Here is a 23,108-nt window from a genome sequence, read left to right on the forward strand (position 1 = left end):
ATCATGGCTTGCGTGGGTATCCATCCGTGCAAGCACTCGCTCTGATGCCCTTAACATCAGGGCGTTCTCGCGAAGATCACGCCAGTGAGTGCTTGCTATACCTGTTAACGTGATGGGTAATAATACTTTCCCTACTGAATGGTTATTCGGTAGGGTTAAACCAGTGGCTCACGCAGTATACGCCATGACCAAGCGTTCGCGAGATTCCAAAGGCCGGTTCGATTCTTCAGCGGCCTACTCCGACCAGGAGTTCATCGACGCCGTTGGGGAACTGGACCTGCCGACGACCGTTGACGTTGCCAACGTAGTGGGTTGTGGGCATTCGACGGCCCACGGGCGGTTAAAGTCGCTCGAGGACAGTGGCGACCTCGAGAGCCGGTCTGTCGGCTCCGCGTTAGTCTGGTCGGTCACGTAATCTGGAGTACTCCCGAAGACGGTTCGTACACCTCGCCTTTCTGTTTCAGTTTCTCGATTTCATGTGCGGCCTTGCCATTATCGATACCAGCGTCGGTGCAGCGCTCAAGGAGGATATCCATTGGTGCCCCTTCGTCGTATTCGTCCTCGAGTTCGCCAATCATGTCCTTCACGTCCTTAATCCGCTCTCGCTGAGTTTTCGACGTTCCCGCTTCGATGATATCTGCGTCAAACTCACCCGTTTCGGGATCGATACCTACGTCATTCAGAGATTTCAATACGAGTGTAATCGCACGGTCGACGTCTTCTTGCTCAATCGTATCTGACAGCCGAGCTCTTGCTGAAGCTTCTGCTAACCGGAAAAACGCTTGTAGCTTTCGCGCCGTTACGGGAACCGGTGAATCTTCATCTGCACCTTCCAACCGAATATCAACGTAGCAATCGACGATTTGCTGTTTCAGTGACTCATCTTCAAACACCGGTTTCACGCGCTCTCGAGCATATGCAACGTAAGACCGGAACACGTCTGTCGATACGGGTGCGTTCTGTTCGTCCGTCAGTTTCTCCCCACGGTAATCCTCTTTGGCAACGCCATCCCACGAATCTGCAACGTGTTCTGCAAGTTGCTGGTCACGATCTTCTTCGGGCGTATCGCTCATCATGAACATCAAATCAAACCGAGACATGAGCGACGGTTCGAGGTCTATCTGTTCCGATATCGGTTCATACTGATTGAATCTGCCATGTTTCGGATTACCGGCACCCAGCAGTGAGCAATTTGCCGGAAGTGTCGAATCAATTCCCGCTTTCATCACCGTCACTTCCTGACTCTCGAGTGCCCGATGCATCGCTGAAATTGCTTCAGGGTTGACTTTATCGATCTCATCAAGACAGGCGATGCCGTCGTTTGCGAGGACCAGGAGTCCGGCTTTCAAAACCCATTGGTCGCCTGCGAAATCTTTCTCTTTTACAGCAGCAGCGGTAACGCCTGCCGTCGACAGCCCCTTTCCACTCGCAATTCGGCCAATTGGGGAAATCTCTTTCATGCGGTCCAATAGTTCGGACTTCCCCATTCCAGGGTCTGACAGAATGAGGATATGGAAATCGCCACGGTAACTCCGACCACTCTCTGTCGATTTTCGATCCGAACTCATGAGTTGCAACACCATTGCCGTCATGATCGTTCGCAACTCCTCATCGGCAAGCAAGTTGGGAGCAAGTGAATCAACGAGCATTCCGACCGGATCGTCAGAGTTGCCAATCTCGAGAATCCGATCTTTGTGCTCTTCAATGTTGATCTCACCGTAGCCATCATCTTCGATTTCGAAGCCACCCCTGTCGACAGTCATGTGATAATCATACGGCGGTTTCTCATCATCAGAATCGTCAATCGAGAGCGTGCCGTTGGCGATAACCCGCTCGTTTCCTTCTAGGCAATTTCCTGCAATGTCTCCGCGAATTACTACGTCAATATCCGCGCCTTCGCCTTTCGAGTGTTCTGGTGGACGTGTGAGTCGAGCGAGTTGGAACTGCGTGAAATCACACTCTTCTTTCACCAATTGGAATGGACCTTGCCGTTCACAACCTTTGCACTGATGCGGTTCTTGGAACTCACCGACTCGGTTATTTTGTCCAATCCAATGCATTGTCCCACAAAGCAGGCATTCGAATGCGGCTTCTTTCAAATCCACTTTTTGTTTACTCAGTAGTTTTACCTGCCCTTTTACACCTACCAGCTTATTGATGTCACGAGGTCTGTACTCCCCGATATGCCGGTGTCGCCCGGCATCCAGATTATACAATCGGGCGTTGGCGTCTGAAAGCGAGACATCGATAGGTAGGTCGTATTCAGCTATTGCCACCTCGAGATGTTCCTGCACCTTCTTGCCATTATCCCCCAGGATATCATCGGCTAGATTTGCGTCGAACTGGTAAATATCGAGCCAGTCGATATAGAGTGATCGTTGCTCTCGAGGGTATTTCTGAGCGAAGCTTAGCATATCTTCATGGTAGTAGTTCCGAAGGAATTTCTCAAAGGCATCTACGAGGTCGGTGTTCATCATTGGTCATCACCCTCCGGGGACCACGAAATATCAAGTTCGCCAGAGCCATCGGCGGCAACAGGTTCTTCGGTCTTTACTTTTGGAGATGTTCGCTTAAATTGGTGATCTGGGATTTCATACCCCCATTTATCACGCTTTGAGCGAAGGTCAGCAATCACTCGAGTGATATTCTTGTCCGTATCTCTTCCGTACTCTTCAACAGCCGCTTCGCGAACTTGGGGAATATAGGCCATGACAGTTTTATTGCGGTTGGATTGCAGGGATTCGAGGATTGACTCGAGTTGGTCACCGTACTCATCTTTCTTGTCTCGAATAGCTTCGAGTTGTTCAGAGACGAGTTCTGCTCGTTTCTCCAGTTCCTCACGCTCGTTCTCGATACGCTGTTGTTGTTCTCGAGACCGTCGGAGATCGATCTGTAACTCCTCGAGTTGTCGTTCTAACGCAGCCTCAGTTGAACCCTCGTCGAGTCCGAGGTACATTCGGAGTGCCTGATTGACGATCTTCCACATTGGAATGTCTGAATCAATCGACTCCTGCTTCAGCTCCTCTCGAGTTTCTATCGGGATTTCTCCAGACCACAGTTTCCGGCCTTTACGAGACGCCATCACCGACACCTCCGTTTCCAGTGGATCAACTGGAGAAAAATCTCTCTATATACCTTTTCTTTATAGAATCTAGAAGACCTTCTAGAATCTAGAAGACAGATGCATCTAGAGACTTTCTGAGAGTCCTCTTTATATATGGGTGTTCGTTCCATACCTGCAACTGTCTGAACTATGTTGGATGCCCCTCGAAACACCTGTTTTATTATCCGGTTTCTGCCAGGTGTTCTAGAAAGCAACCATCCTTCTAGAAGCAGATGGGGTTCATCTAGATGATCTTGCCTTCTAGAAAGGCCGGCCTTTTCTAGAAGATTGGCCTTTCTAGAAGACTCGAGTCTTTCTAGAAACCCGTTTGTTTTGCTGGTTTCGTCAATACGGCTACGTCGTCGCTTCGAAGTGCTTGGGGTGTTGCTCATGTCTAACTGCAACTCGAGCGAGCCCAACGCCCAAAGGCGCTACTGGTATGGAAAACACCGGAAATCGGTTGCCGTCCGGTAGTTATAACTTGGTTTCCAGCGAAGAAATGAGTACAGGTTACGACAGAGACGAGGTGGTCTAAGCACCGATGACGTTTCTGTCGGCCCATTTCTTCGGGCTCTTGCGTTCTCTGTAGTGAAAACATCCGCCGGGCGTACGGTTTCGACTCGATAGTGACGTTCAATCCGGAGTCTTCGTCCACGTACGCGTATCTCTCGGTCAACTCGAGCGCGTTCGAGGCTGACCAGCAATCTATGTCGTGTCTTGAAATACCGTTATCCATCCGTGCAAATCCGTGAATTCGTGACACCCAGTGTGGCGTGCCCTTAACACGCTGACCACCAGGGAATCGGTTCTTCGTACCATGCCTAGATCGACACCTCGTCGATCCCGATATCGAGGTCGCACAGGACTAACTCGAGCCACCGTGGCACCGTTGCCGGAAGGTCGAGTGGCTGGCTTTCGTGATAGACACCCATTACGTGGGTGCTGTTGAGGTCGCCTTCGACGACCCATTTGTTCTTTCGAACGACGTCGATCCGGAATCTCGAAGCGTCACCCGTGATGGTCACCTGCGCGGCTCGCGCGGTGTCGGGTAACTCAAGTGGGTACTGCGTGAGATCGACGGTTTTCTCAATGCCGCTGATTGCGTCTGGCTGTTGGTGGGTAACTCCCATGTCTGTCTGTAAGTCACCGCTACTGATAAGGGAAAGAGGGGGTGTTTCCACCGCTTCCACCATTTCCACCCGGCGCTGGCTAGCGGTTTGGGCGTCCGAACGCTTTTTGGGTCGGTGTGCGTTGGTCATGATACGGTCGTGCGGTCCCTGCGAGATTGCGCAGGGGTCAGTTTTTCTGACGGTCCAATCCGCCAAGCAGTGATTTCCACTGACAATCAGAACTGTTAGGCCCTCAGTACTTATAATTATTGTATCGAGTAATACACTGGCTCGTATTCTACAATACACTCATGAATGTGGACCAATAAGACTAACCCAAGAATGCTCAACACATTAGGTGAATGTCGCGCCGACCGAGGGTGGATTGGATGACTCGAGCCGACGACGCTATCCTCGAGTTCCTACTCAACGAAGGCAACCAAGAGCTAATCTGTACGCCCTCTGTCTTGGAGATGAATATCGAATTCGGTATTTCGACGGTTCGATCACGGCTTCGCCGCTTGCACGAAGCTGGGCTGGTCGAATACTTCGACCCGGACAAAGGGGCCTACCAAATCTCTGAAAAGGGCAAGCAGTATCTCGCGGGCGAACTCGATGCCGACGCCCTCGAGCAATCAGCCGATTCTGACTCTTAAATCCTGATCTTTAGTTCGCAAGAAGCGATTCTCGAAGTTCCTTACCTACCATTTTCCGAAGTTGGTACTCTGGAACACTCGAGTCGGTCTTGTCCACCAATTCGTATTCGACGAACTTGCGCAACCAGTTTCGGAAGGTCCGATCACTCTTTGGCTCATCTACGCGCTCACAGTAGGCTTCGAACAATGGCGTGCTCGTCGACGGCCCCACACTGCCGATCACCTCGAGGGCCACCCGCTGATCGGCAGACAGTGAGTCCAGCCTCGAGCGAACGATTTCGCGTTCGGCGTCACCGACCGACGCTTCGATCACATCTGAGCTCACTGTACCCAGTCGGTCTTTTCGCGTGCGTCGAACCGCCTGATTCAACAGCGAAATGGCCTTCCGCGCGTCTCCGTCTGCGTACGAGACAATCGTGCTGATTTCCTCGTTCCCGATCACGCCTGCATCAAGACCAGCGCGAACCCGCCGATCCAAAATAGAAGTGAGCTGTGATTCGGAGTAAGCACGAAAGGCGATCTGGGTGGCCGATCCCATGCGTGAGTCAATCCGTGGGTCTTCGAACTCGAGGTCGTGCCACGGCTGGTTGGCGATACAGACGGTCGAAACGCCGTTGAGGCCGTACAGTTGGTGCAACACGTTCCATGTCTCGAGTTGGTCCACCTCATCGAGGACAACAATCGTTCCATCGGGGGTGCTGGCTTTCACCTTCGAGTACAGCGAGCCCGTAGATTCCCCTCGCCGGAACGCCGATGGCCTCGCGCCCAGGCCCTCGAGCATGGCGTTGAGAATATCGTGTTGGGAGTGATGGGCCATGCAGTCGATGTAGATGATAGAGACGTCGTGGGCTTCCTCGAGTTGCTCGAGGACACAACGTGTGGTCGTCGTCTTGCCCGCCCCCGATGGGCCATACAGATACGCCGATGCTTCCCAGAATTCACCCGTTGGGAGCGGTTTCAACACCGAAATCAGGGAGTCGATTTCAGACTCCCGATGGACGATAATCTCGCGTTCGGGCTGGGTATTCGGCTCGAGAATAGCCGGATTTTGTATCATATCCGTCTTGTTCACGGTGTGATTAAATAACCGCTCTGGGGTGGTGTTCGGATATTCGGATAACTCTAAATCGGAACCTACATCATATTTTATCATCTATTCTATCGAATTCATTTTCTATACCTTCTTGCAACAAATCTATAAATTTGCTAAATTGACGATCAACTTCTGGTGGACGAGATGTCCTTATTTCGATATTCTGTTTTCCAAATCCTGAGGAGAAAATTATTCCATTGAAATCATCTTCTTCCCGAACCTTCTCTATAACCCGGCTTATTTCGATACCAACTAGATGGGGATAATCAGTAATATCTCCTTTCCATACTAGCGTCATTTTAAAAAATGTGTCACCATCACTTCCGAGTAAAGCCTTTTTAATATTATATCTCCAATTAGTCCTTGGTTCCTTGCACTTGATATAGTCAATTGAAATCAACAAAGTGTGGAATTTACCAAATTTATAAAAATTAATTGGTATTTCCTCATCTACGTGCTCTTCTCGTATGATTTTTTGTTGGGCAAATATACCATTGGTCATAGATCCTCTCCAAATTAAGAGTGAAAAAATCGCTGCAAATAAAGAAAACACTAAGGTTAGGACTGAAATTATGATTGAAATCGATACCATTAGCTATCTAATATGTGGCAGTTCTGTATATGTTCTCCGGAATTTAGTAATAATTGTACATTCTATTTTGAGTGCCCTTCTGTTATATGCTGATTAGCGAAAATATCCGTTTGATTAATTTAATCAAAATTATATTAATATTACCAAGGCGTGAGGTTTTGGTATTGAATTTTGGAATTTGTTACTCACTGTCCGTGATTGTCCCCTCCCCAACCTCGAGATCGGCCTCCAACTGCTCGACTATCGCTTTCCCCTCTACGTGCAACTCCTTCGCCCGCTCGAGGGACACCTCACCGTCTTCTAACTGCGTGATGATTTCCTCGAGTCGCGCGGTCTGTTCGCCAATCGACGGTTGTCCTGGTTCGGTGGTATCAGTCATGGTCATAGGAGGAATATGTAGCCGAGCAAGCCGAGCAACAAGAGCACTAACACGGCAATTGCAATACGCTGTCGGCGTGTGTCGCGCTCGAACTCACGTTGGGCGTCGGCCTGGGCTTGCTCGTGGGCTTTCTGCTGTTCGAATTTCTCGAGGGCGCTGTCTAATCGGTTATCGTACGCCGAAAGGCGCTGGGTGACAGTCGCCTCGTAGGCGTGCTCGAGGTCGCGCTGGAACGCCCCCAACCGGGATTCGACGCGTAGGGCATACGTACTATCCAACTCGGTTTCGAGCGCTTCCAGCCGGTCAGACGTGACTCGAGCGTACGCACTCTCGAGACGCTCCCCCTTTGCTTCGATTTCACTCTCGAGGGCGTCCTTTTCGGGGACGATCTCACCAGCGTGGGTGGGCGTCATTACCCGCCGGTCAGCCACTTCATCGGCCAGCGTTCGGTCGTTCTCGTGGCCGACACCCACCACTACCGGCGTGTCAGTATCGAAAATCACGCGACACAGGGGCGTTTCGTTGAACACCCGAAGGTCCTTTTCGGAGCCACCGCCTCGAGTGAGGATAATCACGTCGACGTGGGCCGTATCGTCGAGTCGGCCAATGGCACTCATCATCGAGAGCATGGCGTCCTCGCCCTGGACGGTCGAATGCTGGACGATGATATCGATATCCGGGTAGCGCCCATGCAGACTGGTCACGACGTCTTTTCGGGCGTCACTATCCGCGCTGGTGACGACACCCACACACTGTGGTAACTCTGGCAGGGGTTGCTTCCCGGCTTCATCAAGCAAGCCATCGTCCTCGAGTATCGCTCGATTCTCCCGGTAAATCTGTTCGTATTCGCCTTCACCCACGGGGACACACTGGCTGACGATCAGCGAGACACTCCCGTTGGCATCGTAGTACGAGAGATCGCCGTTGACAGCCATCTGTGTACCATCCTCGATATCGATATCCAGCCTGTTGAGCTGGTACTGGAAAATCACACAATGGATTTTCGAGCCGTTATGAACCAGATCGAAGTGGGCGTGGCCGTTCCCAGAAACGCCGTAATCCGAAACGTCGCCCAGAACGTATTCGTACTGGAGATTGGGTATGTTCTCGAGGAGTTCGCTAATCTGTTCGTTGAGCGAGTCGACGAACGCGACTGACTCGCTGTTGAGGGTTTCACGAAGTGACTCGAGGTTCTCGTTCCGGTCGCTGTCATCGTGTGGACTCGAGTCAACACCCATCGGTTCTAATATGTAATTCAGTGTACAAAGGTTCTTCTGCCGACTTTTTCACTCGAGTTGTTCGATGGCTGTTTTGTGTTTCCCCACGGCTGTATCCAATGCTATTTCTATGGCTTGTTTATCGAGACCTGAAACCTGTCTGTATATGACGTTTCTTAGGCCGACTTTCCCAGCAGGCTTTCGAACATCGGCGCTGGTTTCATAGCTGATCACCTCTTGACCCCCGGATAGCACAGTGTATGAATACGACTTCTTTTCACCGGATTCGACAACGACGGTAACGTCATCAGCAATTTTGAGTTCGACCATTTTCACCACTGTATTTCATCGCCAACCGAAATCGTTCCCGAGGAAACCACTCGAGCGTTCAGCCCACCTCGATGAACAAGCGCATCACTCAATCCATCCTCCCCAATCAGCGATTGCATATATCCACACGGCTCGCACAACTCGATCCCTTCACACGTGATTTCACCAACCGTAAATCGTCTACCGACGAGATGGTTTAGTGGAACATCTCGAGTTCGAACGTTTCTCCGATGTGCACCTTCGCCAATCGAAATGCCAGCGTCTCGTTCAACGGCCTCGAGTGCTTCCGATTCTATGAACGTGATATCGCTTGCACCCTTTGTGTCACGGTCTGGGTCTTGATCGAGCAGATTCCACAACCCCTCCTTTTTGAAATATCGATCACCACGAATGCCTTTGCTCTCAATAACTTCCCCACGTTCGATAGATTCCATTGGCTCACCACTTTCTGGCGAGAGAAAAACCGCCTCGACGTTGCCTGTACTCATAGTGAGTCCTCCAACCGGTTGCGGTTAACAGTTATACCAATCTGGATACAGCTATTGCCTGCATTTGTCTTTCCTGTACTCTTCTCTGGAGTTAGTTTCCGTGGTTTTATATCGGACTACCTGAATCGTTCGAGTACATCTCGAGTGGCCCAAGACAGCCCACTGGTGTTTACACTTTCAATTGCTTGGGGTGTTGCCACCAGTGGGCCTTGAACGGCCATTTCACTCGAGTCTCTGTTTCCAAACCCACGAGCTACGCGTTTTAAGAAATGATGATATCGGATTCTGGCTCGCGATCCTCGAGTTGGGCTATCGCAGCATCCACTTCATCTTGTGAAGCCTCAGCTACGTCGTGGGAGGGCCGCTGATCGTCTTCGGTGGTTTCGTCTACTCCCATCCTTGCTCGATTCGTCACACCACATTGGCATAAGCTTTCTATCGCGGTTTCCGAGCGAGAAAGCCCGCTCTCGAGAATAGCTACGTTCGATTTTGACCCTGAAAAAGCAGTTGTGGGGGAAACTGCTTCGGGTACACTACTTTCCTAAAGGTCGTCCAGCGATGGGGGAGTGTACCCTATCACAACAGAGTGCTGCCACACACAAAAACCCACGAAGGTGTTTTCTCACTGTGTAACTGCCTACTCGAGTACGTCCTCGAAATCCATCAACTGCGTCGTTGTCACCTCATACGTTCGCCCACGTTTCTGGCCGTGTAACTCAACGATATCGTAGTGCTCCATCTTCTGCAAGTAACCAGTCACCGTTCGTTTCACCACTGGATCGCGAACCCGCTGCTCGTACTGCTCGTATATCTCACCGATGGATTGCTCGCCCCCTTCGACGAGGATTTGATACAGAACCCGCTGATCGGCGGTGAGTTTCGAAATCGTCGCGCGCAGTAACTCTTCGCGAGCGTCACCCAACACGGACTCGATATCTTCTTTTCTGACACGCTCGCCACCACGTCGGTCGGCGTGCTCGAGTGCGTTTTTCAAAATTGCAATCGCAAAGCGGGCGTCCCCTCCAACACGGTCGGCTATCACCTCCAGATGTGGCTCGCTGATCACCTCCCCACGGGTGGCCGCCTCAGTTCGCTTTCGGAGGATGGACACCAACTCATCCTGCGTGTACTTCTTGAACTCCACGGCGGGGTAGCCAGCCAGTCGGCTATGCACCCTCGAGTCCAGCCGTGAGTAGAGGTCTTCGCGCTCGTTTGCAATCAACAAGAGCGTGATGTGAGGCATTTCGTGCAGCGGTTTCAGTAGGCGGTCATCCTCGAGTTGGTCTACTTCGTCGAGGACGACCACGTAGGGATGGTCGACTTCGGCTTTGAGCTTCGCAATTAGGTCGTCTTTGGGCTCGCCACGCCGTCTGAAAATGTCGTACCCCTCGAGAACACGCTTGAGGGTGGCTCCGTACTGGTAGTTCGCCCAACAGTCGATGAGGGTAGTTTCGATCTCTGGTGAGCTAGCTTCCAGCCGCTCGAGGAGGAACTGTGTCGTGTGGGTCTTCCCGACGCCCGTGGGTCCATGAATGAACGCACCGTCGACGCGCTGGTTGTCGGTGATTGGCTCGAGGACCTCCGAGAGATAGTTGATTTGATCGTGTCGATGGAGGATCTCCGCTGGCTGGAAGTCAGCCTGGAGGACCTCCGAATTGGTTATCATTGGTTAAGTGTCGGATGGTAATATTAAGACGGTTGCGAGTCAATTAGCTTACCGAGTTGAAAATTTTAGTTGTATATGCTGTGGACAGTCCACCCATTCGAGCGGAAAATAAAATAATGAGCTAAATCAGAGTTCTAATCCATGTCAACGGTGAATGTTGCAACTGTAGATTCGTCGTCCCCATCAATAGCTACGACTGATAGGTCGTATTCACCACTTGCACTAGAATTAAACTCACCAGTATTTGAGTCACCAGCTGTTATCGTCTGTGATGACCCGGTTTGGGTGAGCGAACCAAGCTCTATCACACCATCGCCACTACCGCCGAGTGCCTCAGCGTCTCCTCGAATCTCAAATTCTTCTGCATTGCCCATATCGGTGACTGTAAATTTAGCCTCAGCTGTGTCGCCTGATCCGGATACATCGACACTCACGACGGCGTTCACGGGCGAACTCTGACTCTGGCCTATATCCAGCACGAAGGCAGCAATAACAGCGGCAAGAATTACCGTGATGGCTACCATCAGGATGACACCTATCACAGGTGACACAGCCCTGTCTGTCGATTCATCGACTTCCGTCCGTTTACTTTGCATACGCATTGTTGTATCACAGCCCGGTGTGAACGGTCAGAAACTTTATTCACTGACCCGACTTTGGGTCAGAGGACGGGATGGGATAGGGGGATGCACCACACCAATCCTCAACCGTCAGCTTCTTTCGCGAACCACCGATGCTGATAGTGAAACCAAACCCATCCGTAATAAAGACATTGGCCCGGTCCGAAAAAACGACATTCACCGTAGGTTGAAGGCTTTCAAGATTGATAATCAGCGTCTGACGGAAGCCTTACAGCGGGGCCTTGAAGCGCCCACGTCTTGCGATTTCCTAAAAACGGCTGAAAACCCAAAACAACTTACTCGAGGCAACACCTCGCTCTAAACAATGTCACAGCCGGTGTTTGTCACCGAAGCAGACCTCGCGCGCACCTTCGATGGCGGGTTCTATGACGACGCTTACGCGGTCGTCCAACAGTACCAAAAGGCCATGCGCTATGCGAGCAAGCATGACGTGAAATCGGGTGCGACCGCGACTGCGTTGGACCTCCCACGTGGGCGATTAGCACCCTGGATTGACGACGACTCAAAACCGGATGCCGTCCATGCGATAGATGCAGCCCGACGCTATGGCTGGCTGGATATCACCTACGCCGACACACAGTTCACGGCACTCAACGCCCTCGTGGCAAACGTGTTTTCGGGTGGCTCGATCGCCTCAGAGAACTATTCGCCTTCGTTCGCGCTCAACCACCGGAAAGAAGACAGCCATGTATTCGACGCGCTGGATTTGGCGGGAATCGAGTACACGACTGTGGAGGGTCGCCACCGACGCGCTGATGAGGTGCGACCGAGCACAGACGCCACCGTACTGGGTCGGGTATTGGTGACGTTGGGGGCTCCCAAAGGCCCGAAAGCGAAACAGCGCCTCGAGTTACCTGCCTACCTCGAGTCGGCCCCCGAAGACGTGAAGCGCCTCTTCGTATCCTGTTATCTCGAGAATCGGGCTGTCGAAAAAGGCTCGATGCTCAAATTCCGCGAAGAGCGTAATGATGAGTACCTCCGTAGCCTCGCCTCGCTGATCGAAGCGGTGGCCGATGGGCCAGTCACTGTCTCTGAGAAGAACATCCATATCTCGAGTGCGGCCACCGAAAATCTTGGCGTCGTGATCTGATCGCATACTCTCGAACCAAATCTGTTCGTTTGCAGAACGCTCATGAATCTGTACTATTCACTTAGACCAGATGGACATTGAGGCGCTCTTGATCTGGCTCCGAGAGTGGGGGCCGTTGCTGTCGGCAATTGGATCGTTTACGCTCACTGGGGCACTGGTGTACCTGTACTACCAGCAACACTCCCTGTTACGCTATGATTTGAATAGAGAACACCGAAGACAGCACTCAGAGACACTTCGAAAGCGAATCAGGGAATGGCATGGAAACATCGACCCGATAATCGACGAGGATGCCACGTTTTTACCTGAAGAGGATAACCTCCCTCGAGTTGGGACTACTTCGGTAGAGTCTGCGAAAGAACAAGCGTACGTTTTTGGCGAGGATAGTACGTTCCGCGTTGTGCCATACTCCCTGGAGAATGACCGCTACCTTGAGGATTTACTGGAGAATCATGCTCCAGAACTCCGAGAACTCAAAGCGGATCTTGAATCACTCCATGCCGATTTCTTAGACTGTCGAGAGACTTTCTGTGACACATTCGAACCAGGTCCGTCACACGAGGCGGAGGCGTATGTCCTTGAACCAACGGAAAAATATTCGCGATGGGTGTTCGACTCCGCGCTACGCTTGCACCGGGAGGACTCGACCAGTAGTAAAGACCGATTGAAAGATATCGCCACTGATGCGGTCGAAAACCAGCGAATTGGTGCTAACCAAGAGAAGCAATTTTACAGTGCTGATTCTCGTGGTGATACATCCTATTACACGTACGAAGCCACTATCAAATCTGGCGACTACGAGGACTTCGCAGAGTTCGATGACGAACTCGAAGAGCGAGTATTAGATTTCTATATCGAAGCTATCGACGATATTGGAGACACAGGCGGTTACGAGCCAACTGTCGAAGCGGCCAATATCCTCGATGAGATGGAGATTAAGGTCAAACAACTTCGAACAGAGCTAGTCGAATACGAAGGCCGACCATTGTATATGGGTTCGTGTGAACACCTCGAGCGAATGTCTGTCTAGTCTCAGGACTCGTTCTCGATACTTTCTCGGTCAATCGTAATTTCAGAGGCGTTCGTAACCATCCACACGGCTCGGCGAATCCGCTCTGGGTCACTGGGTGCGCCTTCGAACATATCCTCGAGATCGTCCAATTGCTGAGTACTGATTTTCGTGGTGACCGATTTCCATTCGTCGTGTTCCACCTGACCGTTCCCGTCACTGCTCATACTCGAGGCTCACAACCGAGTGCTAAGAATGTGGGTTATTCCCGGCCTCGATGATCGAACCATCTCCTCGCTCTTCACCCACTCAAATATTGCTTTACACAGTCTGAACAATTTTTGTGGTTGCTGGTGAACACTTATTTATACGAGCGGGAGAATGTCAGTAGTAACTATAGCTCAGGTTCCAACGTGTCTCTGACACGGCTCACATCCCTTGGCGTCGACGCTTGATAGTGCTCGAGGCCCTCGAATGTGGGCTTGTTGGGCTTGAGCAGAATAGTACTAACAGTCACCAGCGCTTCTCGCGGCTCAGACAACACCCCAAGCATGACTACGAACACGAAATCCTCGAGAGCGACAGCCAAAGCTTCAGCTTCAGCGTCGACCTCTTCATCGTCACAATCATCCTCCCCCTATCCACGCCGAAACTGGTGGGGTGAAGACGTCGATGGCACCGACACTGACACGAATACGGAGACGAGCGAGCCACAGCCGGTCAACTACGAACGCGAACGAGCGGCCTGGATCGCCCACCGAATCCTGAAAGAGACGGCCACGTTGGCCTGCCCGATTACGCTGAACGAACCGCCAAATAACCCGGCTGCACTGTGGCAGTGGCTCGAGCACGGCGAAGCCGACAGCGGGCATGACCCATCGGCGCTGCATCGGGCGAACGAAGTCATCGAGTTGACTGACGCCGAGTACTGGGTGCCCTGTGAGGATAGCGACGACCTCGCCAACGGGTATGGCCCACATCCCAGTCGGGTAAACCTCGAGTATGGCTACATTGCTGGCCCCCAGATTCTCGACCGGCCAACGGCGGCGTTCATGTCAGTTGTGAACGCGCTGTTAGACCATTTCGAGTGGTCGCCAAAGGTTGGGTTGTCCTCGCGCGAGCGCGAGAAACTCGAGTGCCATGCCGAGCGCCTGAAACGCAACGGCGATTGGCGAGATACGGATGTCCTCGCTGAAATCGTGTATGAGGCGACGAGTGAGGGTGCAGTTTTGGGTGGTGATGACGAATGAGGGTTGTAGGTGGGTGTGGTCTTGAGAGGGTTGCGAGTCGGGTGAAACGAGCTGGCTGCAAGCCAGTGGTGACCAACTAAGGAGAATTTGTAATCATGAGACAATCAGCGAACTCGAGAGACGAATCGCTCGCTACCAGACTTTGGAAATCGATCAACTCATCCATGCCGTCTATCACTTACAGTCAGATATTCACCATTTTGGTGGTGTTTTTGATGGTAACAAGTCTAAGTTTCTCCGCGATGGCAACAGGTGGAATGGATCGCGTGGAGGATCGGACTACCGAGTCCAGTTTATTAACACAAACTTTTTCCGAGGAGGAACCAACAGAGTACGCCGCCGTTTCTGACGGTCTTGGTAATGTAAGATTGATAGACACTTCTGATGGATCAACTATCTGGACGGCTGATGTAACGGGCTCTTTTACCGAGTCGGTCCAGATAGGACCGAATCGGGAATACGTATATATGGGTGATACTAATGGAAATGTCTATATCTTATCGTTTGATAATGGTGAAACGATCGATTCTTGGCAACCACATGCCGATACTGTGACAGATATACGAATTCCGTCAGATGGTGAAAATATGTACACTGTCGGGGACGATTCTTATTTAAGAGTGACTGATTTAAGCACTCAATCAGAGGAGTGGAGAATAAGTTTAGACGACTTTTATGTATGGTCGTTAGCTATTTCGGAGGAGCATAATTTAGCATTTGCTGGTACGTATGGGGGAATGGTAAAGGCTGTAGACTTAGACACTCAAACTATTGAATGGCAAAGGGATGTTGGTTCCCGAACCCACGATTTATCAATATCTGACGATGAATCGTCATTAGCAGCCGTTGCTAATCGTGAAAACATATATAATTTAGATCCAGAAACAGGGGATATTTTAACACAATATCATGATAGCAATAGTTATTTCCGAGGTGTTGGAATATCTCCCGAAGGTGACAAGACTGTTGCTGGTAATAATGACGGCTACCTCGTCGCTTTCGATAGTGACGGAAATGAACTTTGGTCAAAAACCCCTCACACTGACTCCGTTCGAGCTGGCGCAATAACGCCAAATGGGATATATACCGCTAGCGGTGACAGTGATGTGAAAGGGTATGATAGTAGTGGGGGCGAGGAATGGACGAACTCAATGTCTAGTGAGATATGGTCGCTCGATTTGACATATGACACTGGTGAATCGATTACCGGCCAAGTAACCGATCAATCCGGCGACCCAGTTAATAACGCCACGGTCGAACACTGGGGCATCTCCGAAACCGTCTTTGACGAAAGCGCCATCGACGACCTCGAGTCAGAAATCACATCCCTAGAGCAGGACCTGAACGACCTCGAGCCCGAAGACTGGCAAACCTTCACCGACGACTTCGCCGATGCAGCGGGCTCACCGATGCTCGATCTCGAGGCCTACCGAGATGACATAGGCGACACTACGTACCCACTCGTACACGAGGAAGAGGACTGGGGCGTCGGCACCACAACCATCATCTCCTCGAGCGTCGACGACCCACGGATCACGACCGACGCCGACCAGCCAGTGATCATCTCGCTGTGGGACCCCGACGAAGGGGGCACGTTCATCGACAACCAGGTTGACCAGAGCTTCCCCGGCGCAACCACCGATGGCACCGTAGTTATCGAACAACTCGGACCCAGTGGCATCGAAGACACACGCACGGTGGACACCCGATCGATCTACGAAACCACGGGCGCTACGCCGTGGTCGACCAACGAACATCACGCTGTCCGAACCTCGCTTCCCGAAGGCGTCTACCGTGTCTACCCCGATGGCAATCCAGCAGCCAGCTACACCTTCACGGTGGGCGAACCCGACGCAATCTTCGACTCATGGACCGCAGACCTCGAGAATCAACTGACGAATCTCGGGGACCGGGCAGACATCCTCTCGGACGAAATCAACTTGCGCGAAAACGCCGACTTCGATCACCTCGTGAACGAAGGCATTGCCGTCAGAGAACGAACCACGACCAACGAAACGGGCCACTTCGAACTCGAGGTCGACTCATCGGTTCGGACAGTGAACGTCCAGGCGTACAAGGCTGATGGCGAAATTCTCGAGATTATCGAATCCGCCGCCGATGGCGAGGACCCATCACTCGATGACGTGTCGATACAAGACCTTCGTGAGTACCGTTTGGATGGCTACAACGGCTCCTTTTACCTTCCGATGGGGACCACTACGGTCGACACTACACAGGAAGAAATCGACCCGATCGAAGTACAGGTCTACCGGTCGAACGGTTTGCCGCTTGATGATATTGACCGCTTCGAGGAACTGCAAGAGTGGCTCGAGAACGAGTTCTTCGATCAGAATCTCACCGACTTCGAAAACCAGTTTGAAGACTTGATTGAGGGCCTGGAGAACGAAGAACTGGATGAATTTTACGAACAACTCGAGGGCTACGCCGAACACAATGACGAACTTCGCGAGCTGATCGAGGAGTTCGATGAGAACGACGACCTGGAAGACCGAATCATCGAACTGCAAGAGAAAATCGACGACTTGGAAACGATCACAGCCGCACCGGGTGACGGCGAAATCGACGACGGCCTCCTCGAGTTTTCACAGGTATTCCCAATGTCTATCGATGACGCTATCGTGACCATCGTCTACGAGAACGGTGACGCCGAAACCGTTCCCGAAGAGTACGTCACGGTCCAATCAGCCGGGATTCTCAGCGGTGATGAAGTCGTCGTCGAGGGCTACGAAATCGACACTGACCGGGCCGTCGCAGACGTTCGCGTCCAGACGGTGGGCGAGAACCGAATCGCGACGGGCTCGAGTCCAATCCCGAATCCGGCATTCCAGGGGAGTGTCGCTGAATTGGATGCCGTCCAGTTCTCGACGCTCGCTCCCGGGCCGGACGAACGCCTCACGGTCGGCCTCACGCCTTCGGATGGCACGGAGTTCGAGCAGATCACGAGCGTCGAAGCGTTCAACGGCAACGACGAACAGATAGACGCCGAAATCACTGACGACGATCGCGTGTCCTTCCGGACTGACGGCGAAGGCGTCCATACGGTTCGGATGACCTACGAATCAGCTTCCGGTGACACCTTCCAGGTGACTGAACGCGTTCGCGCGGGCGAAGCACCGGGCACCGACCGGGCGGTTATCCGTGCAGGCAAGACCGCCGTTGGGCCACACGCAGTCGTGGGGGCAGACCTCGAGAGCGCCCGGATTACCGAAGCCGATGACGGCACGCTCGAGATTGACGCCATTATCGGGCAGGGAGAGAACCCACCGGGCGAACTCCACGTGATGCCCGAACGAATCCTGAGCGGCGACGTTCACGAACTCGAGATATCGATTTACGAGGGCGACCTGGAACGCCAACTCGAGGACAGCCACGTCGCCGTCCAAATTCACTTCGATAGCTACAGTGAAGATGCTATCGCGTGGCGCGACGGTGACGCCATCTATCGCGGTGGGGATACTCGCCACGGCGAGGTACAAGAACGCGAGAGCGGCAACTCCATCTTGAGTTCCTATACACACGATGACGGCACGATCACAATAACCGTCAACGCTGATCCGAATCGACGTGACCGGTTCCGTCACGCCATCGATCAGTACTGGCCGTCGTTCGATTGGGACGACCTCTCGCCGCTGATGACTGACTTGCTCATGTTCCTCACGTACACGCTCGAGGCCACTGTCGAAACCACGGCTCTCGAAGCGCAGACGACGGCGACACTCGAGACGGCTACCCAACCCGTAACGACACCAGCCACCGCCGGAGCTACAGAGGTGATAGTATGAGCCGACGCAACGAGCGACCGATTTCGAGACGCCACTTCCTCAAAACCGGGCAGGCGCTCGCGGTCACCGTCGCCACGCTCTCACCGACTGCCTCGGCGCTTCGCTCGAGAGTCCGTGGCTGGTCACCGCCCTCGGATGCTGTCTCACACTCGAACGACCGCTATAGTTGGCTCTTCCACGTCGAGGAAGGCAAGATGGACCGTCTCGAGGACTGGATCGAACGCAAAGACCACCGTCGCCTCGAGTCGCCCTACACGCACGCACCGACGAACCGCGTGATGGTCGTCGCCAAACCCGCCGATATCGGCGTTCGCAACCGCGACCAGTTGTTCGCGAGTGACGTACTCTCGGAAGCCTCGTGGGTACGCTCTGGCACAATCGAACTCAATCGCAAACGCCATCTGGCCGACCCAATCGACCTCGATTCTACCCGCGACACGTCCATCCACGATACCTCGTGGGCACAACGGCGGTGGCTCAACTTCGCCGCCGAAGGCGTTCCATCGACGACGGGCGTGGCCTTCGAGGGCGATATGGAGGAGACGACGATGTTGGATTCCCGTCGCCACACAGGCGCGCTCACCAGCCACCTCGATGAATACGGCCTCGAGTGGCCCGACGCCTCGAACGTCGCGCTCGCCGTATCGGATACTGGTATCAATGATGGCCCGACGTTCGAAGCCGACGATGGCACAACCCGGATTCTCGAGACCTCGAAAAACCACCTCGATAGCGAGACGGGCGTTGAGGCTATCACGGACGGTAACGGCCACGGGACTGCGGTGGCCTCTTACGCTGCGGCCAACTCCTCGAGAACCCACCGTGGGTATGCACCCGACGCCCAACTGCTCGGACTGAAATCCCTGGATGATGGGGGCGCTGGTGAAACAGCCGATATCGCAGATTCGATCACCTACGCCGCCGATCAGGGCGCAGACGTACTCGTGATGAGCCTTGGATCGTTCGCCTACAGCGCAACCATCCAACGCGCACTCGAGTACGCTGTCGACTCCGGCACGATTCCGGTCGCCGCCGCCGGAAACGACCGCCAATTCTCTCGCTGGCTGGCAACGCCGGCCTCGAGCGACCACGCTATCGGCGTCGGGGCCACGACGGTCGAATCACCGGAAGACACTCTGAGTGCGTACTACTCAAATACGGGGCCACACGACGGCCTGATCGACACCTCTGGCGGGGAAACTGCCGGAGCAATGCCGACGATTGGCGCTCCGGGCTGTAAGACCGTCGCCGAAGTCGTTTCGACACGCGGCACTGTCGATCACGTCGATTACACGGGTACGAGCATGGCCGCCCCACACGTCGCGGGCGTCATTGCCCTGCTCGTAGCTCACGAGGGCCGCCTTGAGTACGAGGACGTGATAGATCGACTCCAGGCCGCCGCTTCGCCGGTTCCTAACGCCGCCGAAGAGGAAGTGGGCGCTGGCCTACCACACGTTGCCCGGACGCTCGCGGGTGTCGAAAGCGAGGAAACACAGGCTGAGGCGATGACGACCGAAGCTCGAGAGCGCGGGCTCGCGTACGACGCCCTGTCGAATTACCCGCTCACCCAGATTGCGGGCACACTCGAGTCCTGGTACTAATCCCTATGACCGACAGCACACCCACCCAAATGAGCGCAAGCGACAGCCAACACCAGGGCTCTCGAAGCCGACGTGGCTTCCTCCGAACGCTCCCGACCTCGCTTACGCTGGGTACTATCGGGTCTGTCCAGTCAGCGACCGCCAACGAAGGCACCGAGTACGAGTGGGTCAATGACGGTGACTATATCGAGCGTACGTTCGACGAAGACACGCTCCTCGAGTGGGTACCGTTCCTCAATATCTCGAGTGACGCCCGCCGCAAATTCATCGGCCTGTACGGGTTCACCGCCCGATCACCGGATCACGATACCGACGCCCACTGCTTTTGGGCGCGGTACACTCACCAAGAGTCGGCAGCCGATGATATGGGATTCTGGGACGAAGCCGCTGGCTGGATGAGCTCAGATTCTCACCTTTGGGATCACGAGCCATCTACGATTTTCACCGATAGCCAAACCGGTGAGTTCCGGAAGGCAATCGCCACGGGCTACCATCACTACCCACTCGAGATATCGGCGATGAACGCACCACTGACACAGTTCTACGGCACTCGAGATAGCCACCTACACCTCAACGTCGTCGACCCGTGGCACCACTATACGGTTGACCATAATGAGCAGGGCCAGGACCCAACTTATTTCGGGCGCTTTGAATCGTTCATCGCGAACCGCGATTCGTGGGAGGAGCAGAACATCTTCAAAAACTCGAACCCACTGGCAATCGACAACCCGTGGGCGCTTGCAGATGGCCGGGCCGATTCCTGGTGGGACGAAAGCACTCGTGACGCGCGTGCAGCCCGCATCTGGGCCTACCTCGGCCTACGCGGGGCCGGTGACGTTGACTCGAGTGTCCTACCAGCCCTCTACTGAAATCATGATCCAAACACTACATCCGAGATACTCAGCAGGCGGTGTACCCCCACCTCTGAGTGATCCAACCCCACACTCGAGTACAGCCCGCTAACCAACCTCCCGATCTCGTTCCTTTTAGGAACACTCCGAATCCAATGAGACACTTCACCAAACTCACTGCCGTGTTCATGCTGCTCGTCGTCGCGATGGCGGCCATGACCGGCTCCGTTGCAGCCGCAGAATCACCCGTAATCACTACCGAAAGCGACCTCGACGAAGGCGTTACCGTCCAGAACTTCAACGCCTCGAGTGAGCAAACCTCAACACTTCAGTTCGAGACGGACACGACCGTCGACACTAACTCCGTGTCGGTGACGATCGAAGCCCAAAACGGTACTCACTACGACAAAGACGACAACTACGCCGACTACGAACTTGTCGAAGAGAATAACGTCGATGGCAACGACGTTCACGCGTTCAACATCGGCCACGACGACCTCGAGACGGTGCCGATCGACGCCAACGGCACGACCGATATCGACATCACGGTCGCACACACGTACACTGACACCGAAGGCAACACGGTCACCGACGAGACGACCATCACCGTAACGCTCGAGGCGACCAACGAGCGAACCGTACTCTTCGTGAACGAGGAAGCGCTCGAGAATGACGACGTTGGCCCGGAGATCGACGTTGACGAGTACGAATCGCCGTGGTACTCAAGCGATGACGACACACCGGACACCTACCACATCGAAGACGATCTCGCCATCGACGGCGCGAACACGACGGTCTACGTGTTCTTCGACCACGATGACATGGCTGAGGCGTTCGACACCGAAGCCGATTCGGAGTCGTTCATCTCGGATCTGACGTTCTTCGATACCGATGAGGAGACCGTCTACCGCGTCTACGCCGACTCGCCCGGTGACGCGACCGACGCCGACGAGGATACCTACATGCTGGTTCACAGCAACTCGCTGGAACTCGTCATCGGTGACGAGTACGACGGCGAAGAGTCCCTCGAGGGCCACGTTGGAAGCCACGCACCTGGCGACCTCGATGACGTTGGCTTCTGGGACCTCCAGAGTACGTACTTCGACCTGCAAGACATGAGCTTCCTGAGCCTGGACTTCGCGTCGACTGATTTCTGGGAGTCGCTCTGGGATGCGCGCTCGGCTAACGGCGGGCTGCTGCCCGTCCTGTCCGTGATGGCCGGTGGCATTGCCGTGACCCGTCGCCGTCCGGGGGCCTAAACCTACGATGAGCCAGCGAACACAGGCACTAGGCCGTGTGTGGTCGCTACTCTGGCAGTTCACAGTTGGGTACGTCCTCGCTTTGATCATCGGGATTATCGCGATGATTTGGGCGATACTCGACTTGCTGTGGCAACTGATCAGTGGCCGGAACGATTTCTCCGAAGACTCACTGCCCGCACAGTGGGTCTCGAGGACGATTTCGTGGAATGCTACCCAAACCATCTACGGTTTGACAGGCGGGGCCGATAGAAAATGGCGACCGCTGCCCTGACCTGACGAAACCAGTTTTCGCGGTTGCCCGTTTGGACACCACTCACCAGTCGTGAGCGTGAGTAGTGCGTCAGTTCGACTCTGACGGCGGGCACTTATGGCAACGACCTCAAGCAATGCCAGTTCCAACCCATCCCAGACTGACCGCCTACCTCAAGATGGCTTCGAGGCCACGCTCAAAGAGACGGGCGTCCGGCTGTCCGGTCTTACCCGACACGACGCCGTGACTCGGCGCTACAAACCGCTGGGCGGGTACACTCGCTTTTCGATGAGCGAACCGTTCGAGACGCTTCGGGATGCAATCCACCTCGAGTCTCGACTTCGACTCAAGCCACCGGGAGCGTTCAAACCCACGGCTTCAACCCGTAAAGCTCGCGTGTGGGAAGCCTACGGTCATACGGTCACGCTTCGAAAGCCGGACCTGTTCGGTTCGTGGACGCTCACCGTCAACGGCCAGTCACGACTCGAGAGTGTCGAGCGACTCGAGGCGTTCGAAGCCGCCGCCGAAGCAATGTTCGAAATCGTCGAGCGACAGTGACCGGCCATGCCGGGCAAAGACAAAGGCGGCTGGTACGGCGACTCTCGAGGCCACTCGGATGCCGCCCACCAACGATACGAAAACCGAGTCCAAACGTGGCTTCGCCGTGTTCGCTGGAAACTCGGCGACCTCTTCGGGCGGCTCAAACCCTGATCCAAAT

At 53.9% G+C, this 23,108-nt stretch carries 25 protein-coding genes and 1 pseudogene; 13 read left to right on the top strand and 13 right to left on the bottom strand.

Translation table 11 applies throughout. The features are described from left to right. Positions 1-184: 184 nt before the first annotated feature. The gene (locus NLK60_RS17085) at positions 185-415 is read left to right on the top strand and encodes an ArsR family transcriptional regulator (RefSeq protein ID WP_254810701.1); all 231 of its coding nucleotides are present in this window, start codon (positions 185-187) and stop codon (positions 413-415) included. Here the strand turns inward: NLK60_RS17085 and NLK60_RS17090 are convergent. From NLK60_RS17090 to NLK60_RS17100, 3 genes are all read right to left on the bottom strand, one after another. Then, complete coding sequence (locus NLK60_RS17090) at positions 408-2,477, bottom strand: minichromosome maintenance protein MCM (RefSeq protein WP_254810702.1); 2,070 nt, start codon at positions 2,475-2,477, stop codon at positions 408-410. The genes NLK60_RS17085 and NLK60_RS17090 overlap by 8 nt on opposite strands. Next, on the bottom strand, positions 2,474-3,082 hold the full coding sequence (locus NLK60_RS17095) for a hypothetical protein (protein ID WP_254810703.1): 609 nt from the start codon (positions 3,080-3,082) through the stop codon (positions 2,474-2,476). The genes NLK60_RS17090 and NLK60_RS17095 overlap by 4 nt, the downstream gene beginning before the upstream one ends. Before the next feature lie 842 nt (positions 3,083-3,924). After that, positions 3,925-4,233, bottom strand: coding sequence for a hypothetical protein (locus tag NLK60_RS17100; RefSeq protein ID WP_254810704.1), 309 nt, complete (start codon positions 4,231-4,233; stop codon positions 3,925-3,927). Between the two features lie 368 nt (positions 4,234-4,601). Between NLK60_RS17100 and NLK60_RS17105 the strand changes: the two genes are divergently transcribed. Beyond that, on the top strand, positions 4,602-4,868 hold the full coding sequence (locus NLK60_RS17105; RefSeq protein ID WP_254810705.1) for a winged helix-turn-helix domain-containing protein: 267 nt from the start codon (positions 4,602-4,604) through the stop codon (positions 4,866-4,868). Between the two features lie 10 nt (positions 4,869-4,878). Here NLK60_RS17105 and NLK60_RS17110 read toward each other — a convergent pair whose 3' ends face one another. From NLK60_RS17110 to NLK60_RS17145, 9 genes are all read right to left on the bottom strand, one after another. Further along, positions 4,879-5,925 (bottom strand): Cdc6/Cdc18 family protein, encoded by a 1,047-nt coding sequence (locus tag NLK60_RS17110; protein ID WP_254810706.1) that lies wholly within the window; start codon positions 5,923-5,925, stop codon positions 4,879-4,881. Positions 5,926-6,007: 82 nt separating this feature from the next. Then, positions 6,008-6,463 (bottom strand): hypothetical protein, encoded by a 456-nt coding sequence (locus tag NLK60_RS17115; protein WP_254810707.1) that lies wholly within the window; start codon positions 6,461-6,463, stop codon positions 6,008-6,010. Positions 6,464-6,734: 271 nt separating this feature from the next. Beyond that, positions 6,735-6,932, bottom strand: coding sequence for an exodeoxyribonuclease VII small subunit (gene xseB / locus NLK60_RS17120; protein WP_254810708.1), 198 nt, complete (start codon positions 6,930-6,932; stop codon positions 6,735-6,737). Positions 6,933-6,934: 2 nt separating this feature from the next. Continuing rightward, a complete protein-coding gene (xseA, locus tag NLK60_RS17125) occupies positions 6,935-8,170 on the bottom strand; it encodes an exodeoxyribonuclease VII large subunit (protein WP_254810709.1) in 1,236 nt (411 codons plus the stop codon). A 48-nt stretch (positions 8,171-8,218) separates the two neighbouring features. Next, the gene (locus NLK60_RS17130; RefSeq protein WP_254810710.1) at positions 8,219-8,479 is read right to left on the bottom strand and encodes a hypothetical protein; all 261 of its coding nucleotides are present in this window, start codon (positions 8,477-8,479) and stop codon (positions 8,219-8,221) included. A gap of 2 nt (positions 8,480-8,481) precedes the next feature. Next, entirely contained in the window at positions 8,482-8,967 is a 486-nt protein-coding gene (locus NLK60_RS17135; RefSeq protein ID WP_254810711.1) for an MOSC domain-containing protein, read from the bottom strand. A gap of 262 nt (positions 8,968-9,229) precedes the next feature. Beyond that, entirely contained in the window at positions 9,230-9,364 is a 135-nt protein-coding gene (locus NLK60_RS19580; RefSeq protein WP_256530403.1) for a hypothetical protein, read from the bottom strand. 240 nt (positions 9,365-9,604) lie between these two features. Then, positions 9,605-10,633, bottom strand: coding sequence for a Cdc6/Cdc18 family protein (locus tag NLK60_RS17140; RefSeq protein ID WP_254810712.1), 1,029 nt, complete (start codon positions 10,631-10,633; stop codon positions 9,605-9,607). A gap of 134 nt (positions 10,634-10,767) precedes the next feature. Beyond that, positions 10,768-11,229 carry a type IV pilin domain-containing protein gene (locus NLK60_RS17145; RefSeq protein ID WP_254810713.1) on the bottom strand — a complete coding sequence of 154 codons (462 nt, stop codon included), beginning with the start codon at positions 11,227-11,229 and terminating at the stop codon, positions 10,768-10,770. Positions 11,230-11,578: 349 nt separating this feature from the next. Between NLK60_RS17145 and NLK60_RS17150 the strand changes: the two genes are divergently transcribed. Then, complete coding sequence (locus NLK60_RS17150) at positions 11,579-12,364, top strand: hypothetical protein (protein WP_254810714.1); 786 nt, start codon at positions 11,579-11,581, stop codon at positions 12,362-12,364. A gap of 70 nt (positions 12,365-12,434) precedes the next feature. Continuing rightward, positions 12,435-13,394: a hypothetical protein gene (locus tag NLK60_RS17155; RefSeq protein ID WP_254810715.1), complete on the top strand. Its 960-nt coding sequence runs from the start codon at positions 12,435-12,437 to the stop codon at positions 13,392-13,394. A gap of 2 nt (positions 13,395-13,396) precedes the next feature. On the opposite strand, the gene NLK60_RS17160 is transcribed toward NLK60_RS17155, so the two are convergent. Further along, positions 13,397-13,600 (bottom strand): hypothetical protein, encoded by a 204-nt coding sequence (locus NLK60_RS17160; RefSeq protein WP_254810716.1) that lies wholly within the window; start codon positions 13,598-13,600, stop codon positions 13,397-13,399. A gap of 324 nt (positions 13,601-13,924) precedes the next feature. Here NLK60_RS17160 and NLK60_RS17165 point away from each other — a divergent pair, with 324 nt between their 5' ends. The 9 genes and pseudogenes from NLK60_RS17165 to NLK60_RS17200 all read left to right on the top strand — a co-directional run bounded on the left by NLK60_RS17165 (position 13,925) and on the right by NLK60_RS17200 (position 23,101). Then, complete coding sequence (locus tag NLK60_RS17165; protein ID WP_254810717.1) at positions 13,925-14,623, top strand: hypothetical protein; 699 nt, start codon at positions 13,925-13,927, stop codon at positions 14,621-14,623. 257 nt (positions 14,624-14,880) lie between these two features. Then, positions 14,881-15,510: pseudogene (locus tag NLK60_RS19715) on the top strand (WD40 repeat domain-containing protein); the annotation flags it as partial. Between the two features lie 264 nt (positions 15,511-15,774). Beyond that, positions 15,775-18,426, top strand: a complete 2,652-nt coding sequence (locus tag NLK60_RS17170; RefSeq protein ID WP_254810718.1) for a coiled-coil domain-containing protein — start codon at positions 15,775-15,777, stop codon at positions 18,424-18,426. Beyond that, the gene (locus NLK60_RS17175; RefSeq protein WP_254810599.1) at positions 18,423-20,027 is read left to right on the top strand and encodes a S8 family peptidase; all 1,605 of its coding nucleotides are present in this window, start codon (positions 18,423-18,425) and stop codon (positions 20,025-20,027) included. Before NLK60_RS17170 ends, NLK60_RS17175 begins: the two co-directional genes overlap by 4 nt. Positions 20,028-20,056: 29 nt before the next feature. After that, the gene (locus NLK60_RS17180; RefSeq protein WP_254810600.1) at positions 20,057-20,896 is read left to right on the top strand and encodes a hypothetical protein; all 840 of its coding nucleotides are present in this window, start codon (positions 20,057-20,059) and stop codon (positions 20,894-20,896) included. A gap of 137 nt (positions 20,897-21,033) precedes the next feature. Beyond that, positions 21,034-22,137 carry a hypothetical protein gene (locus tag NLK60_RS17185; protein ID WP_254810601.1) on the top strand — a complete coding sequence of 368 codons (1,104 nt, stop codon included), beginning with the start codon at positions 21,034-21,036 and terminating at the stop codon, positions 22,135-22,137. A gap of 7 nt (positions 22,138-22,144) precedes the next feature. Beyond that, positions 22,145-22,411 carry a hypothetical protein gene (locus NLK60_RS17190; protein WP_254810602.1) on the top strand — a complete coding sequence of 89 codons (267 nt, stop codon included), beginning with the start codon at positions 22,145-22,147 and terminating at the stop codon, positions 22,409-22,411. A 96-nt stretch (positions 22,412-22,507) separates the two neighbouring features. Beyond that, complete coding sequence (locus tag NLK60_RS17195) at positions 22,508-22,948, top strand: hypothetical protein (protein WP_254810603.1); 441 nt, start codon at positions 22,508-22,510, stop codon at positions 22,946-22,948. A gap of 6 nt (positions 22,949-22,954) precedes the next feature. Continuing rightward, positions 22,955-23,101 carry a hypothetical protein gene (locus NLK60_RS17200; RefSeq protein WP_254810604.1) on the top strand — a complete coding sequence of 49 codons (147 nt, stop codon included), beginning with the start codon at positions 22,955-22,957 and terminating at the stop codon, positions 23,099-23,101. The last annotated feature ends 7 nt before the right edge of the window (positions 23,102-23,108 follow it).

The organism is Natronosalvus amylolyticus, assembly GCF_024298845.1.
Classification (GTDB): Archaea; Halobacteriota; Halobacteria; order Halobacteriales; family Natrialbaceae; genus Natronosalvus; species Natronosalvus amylolyticus.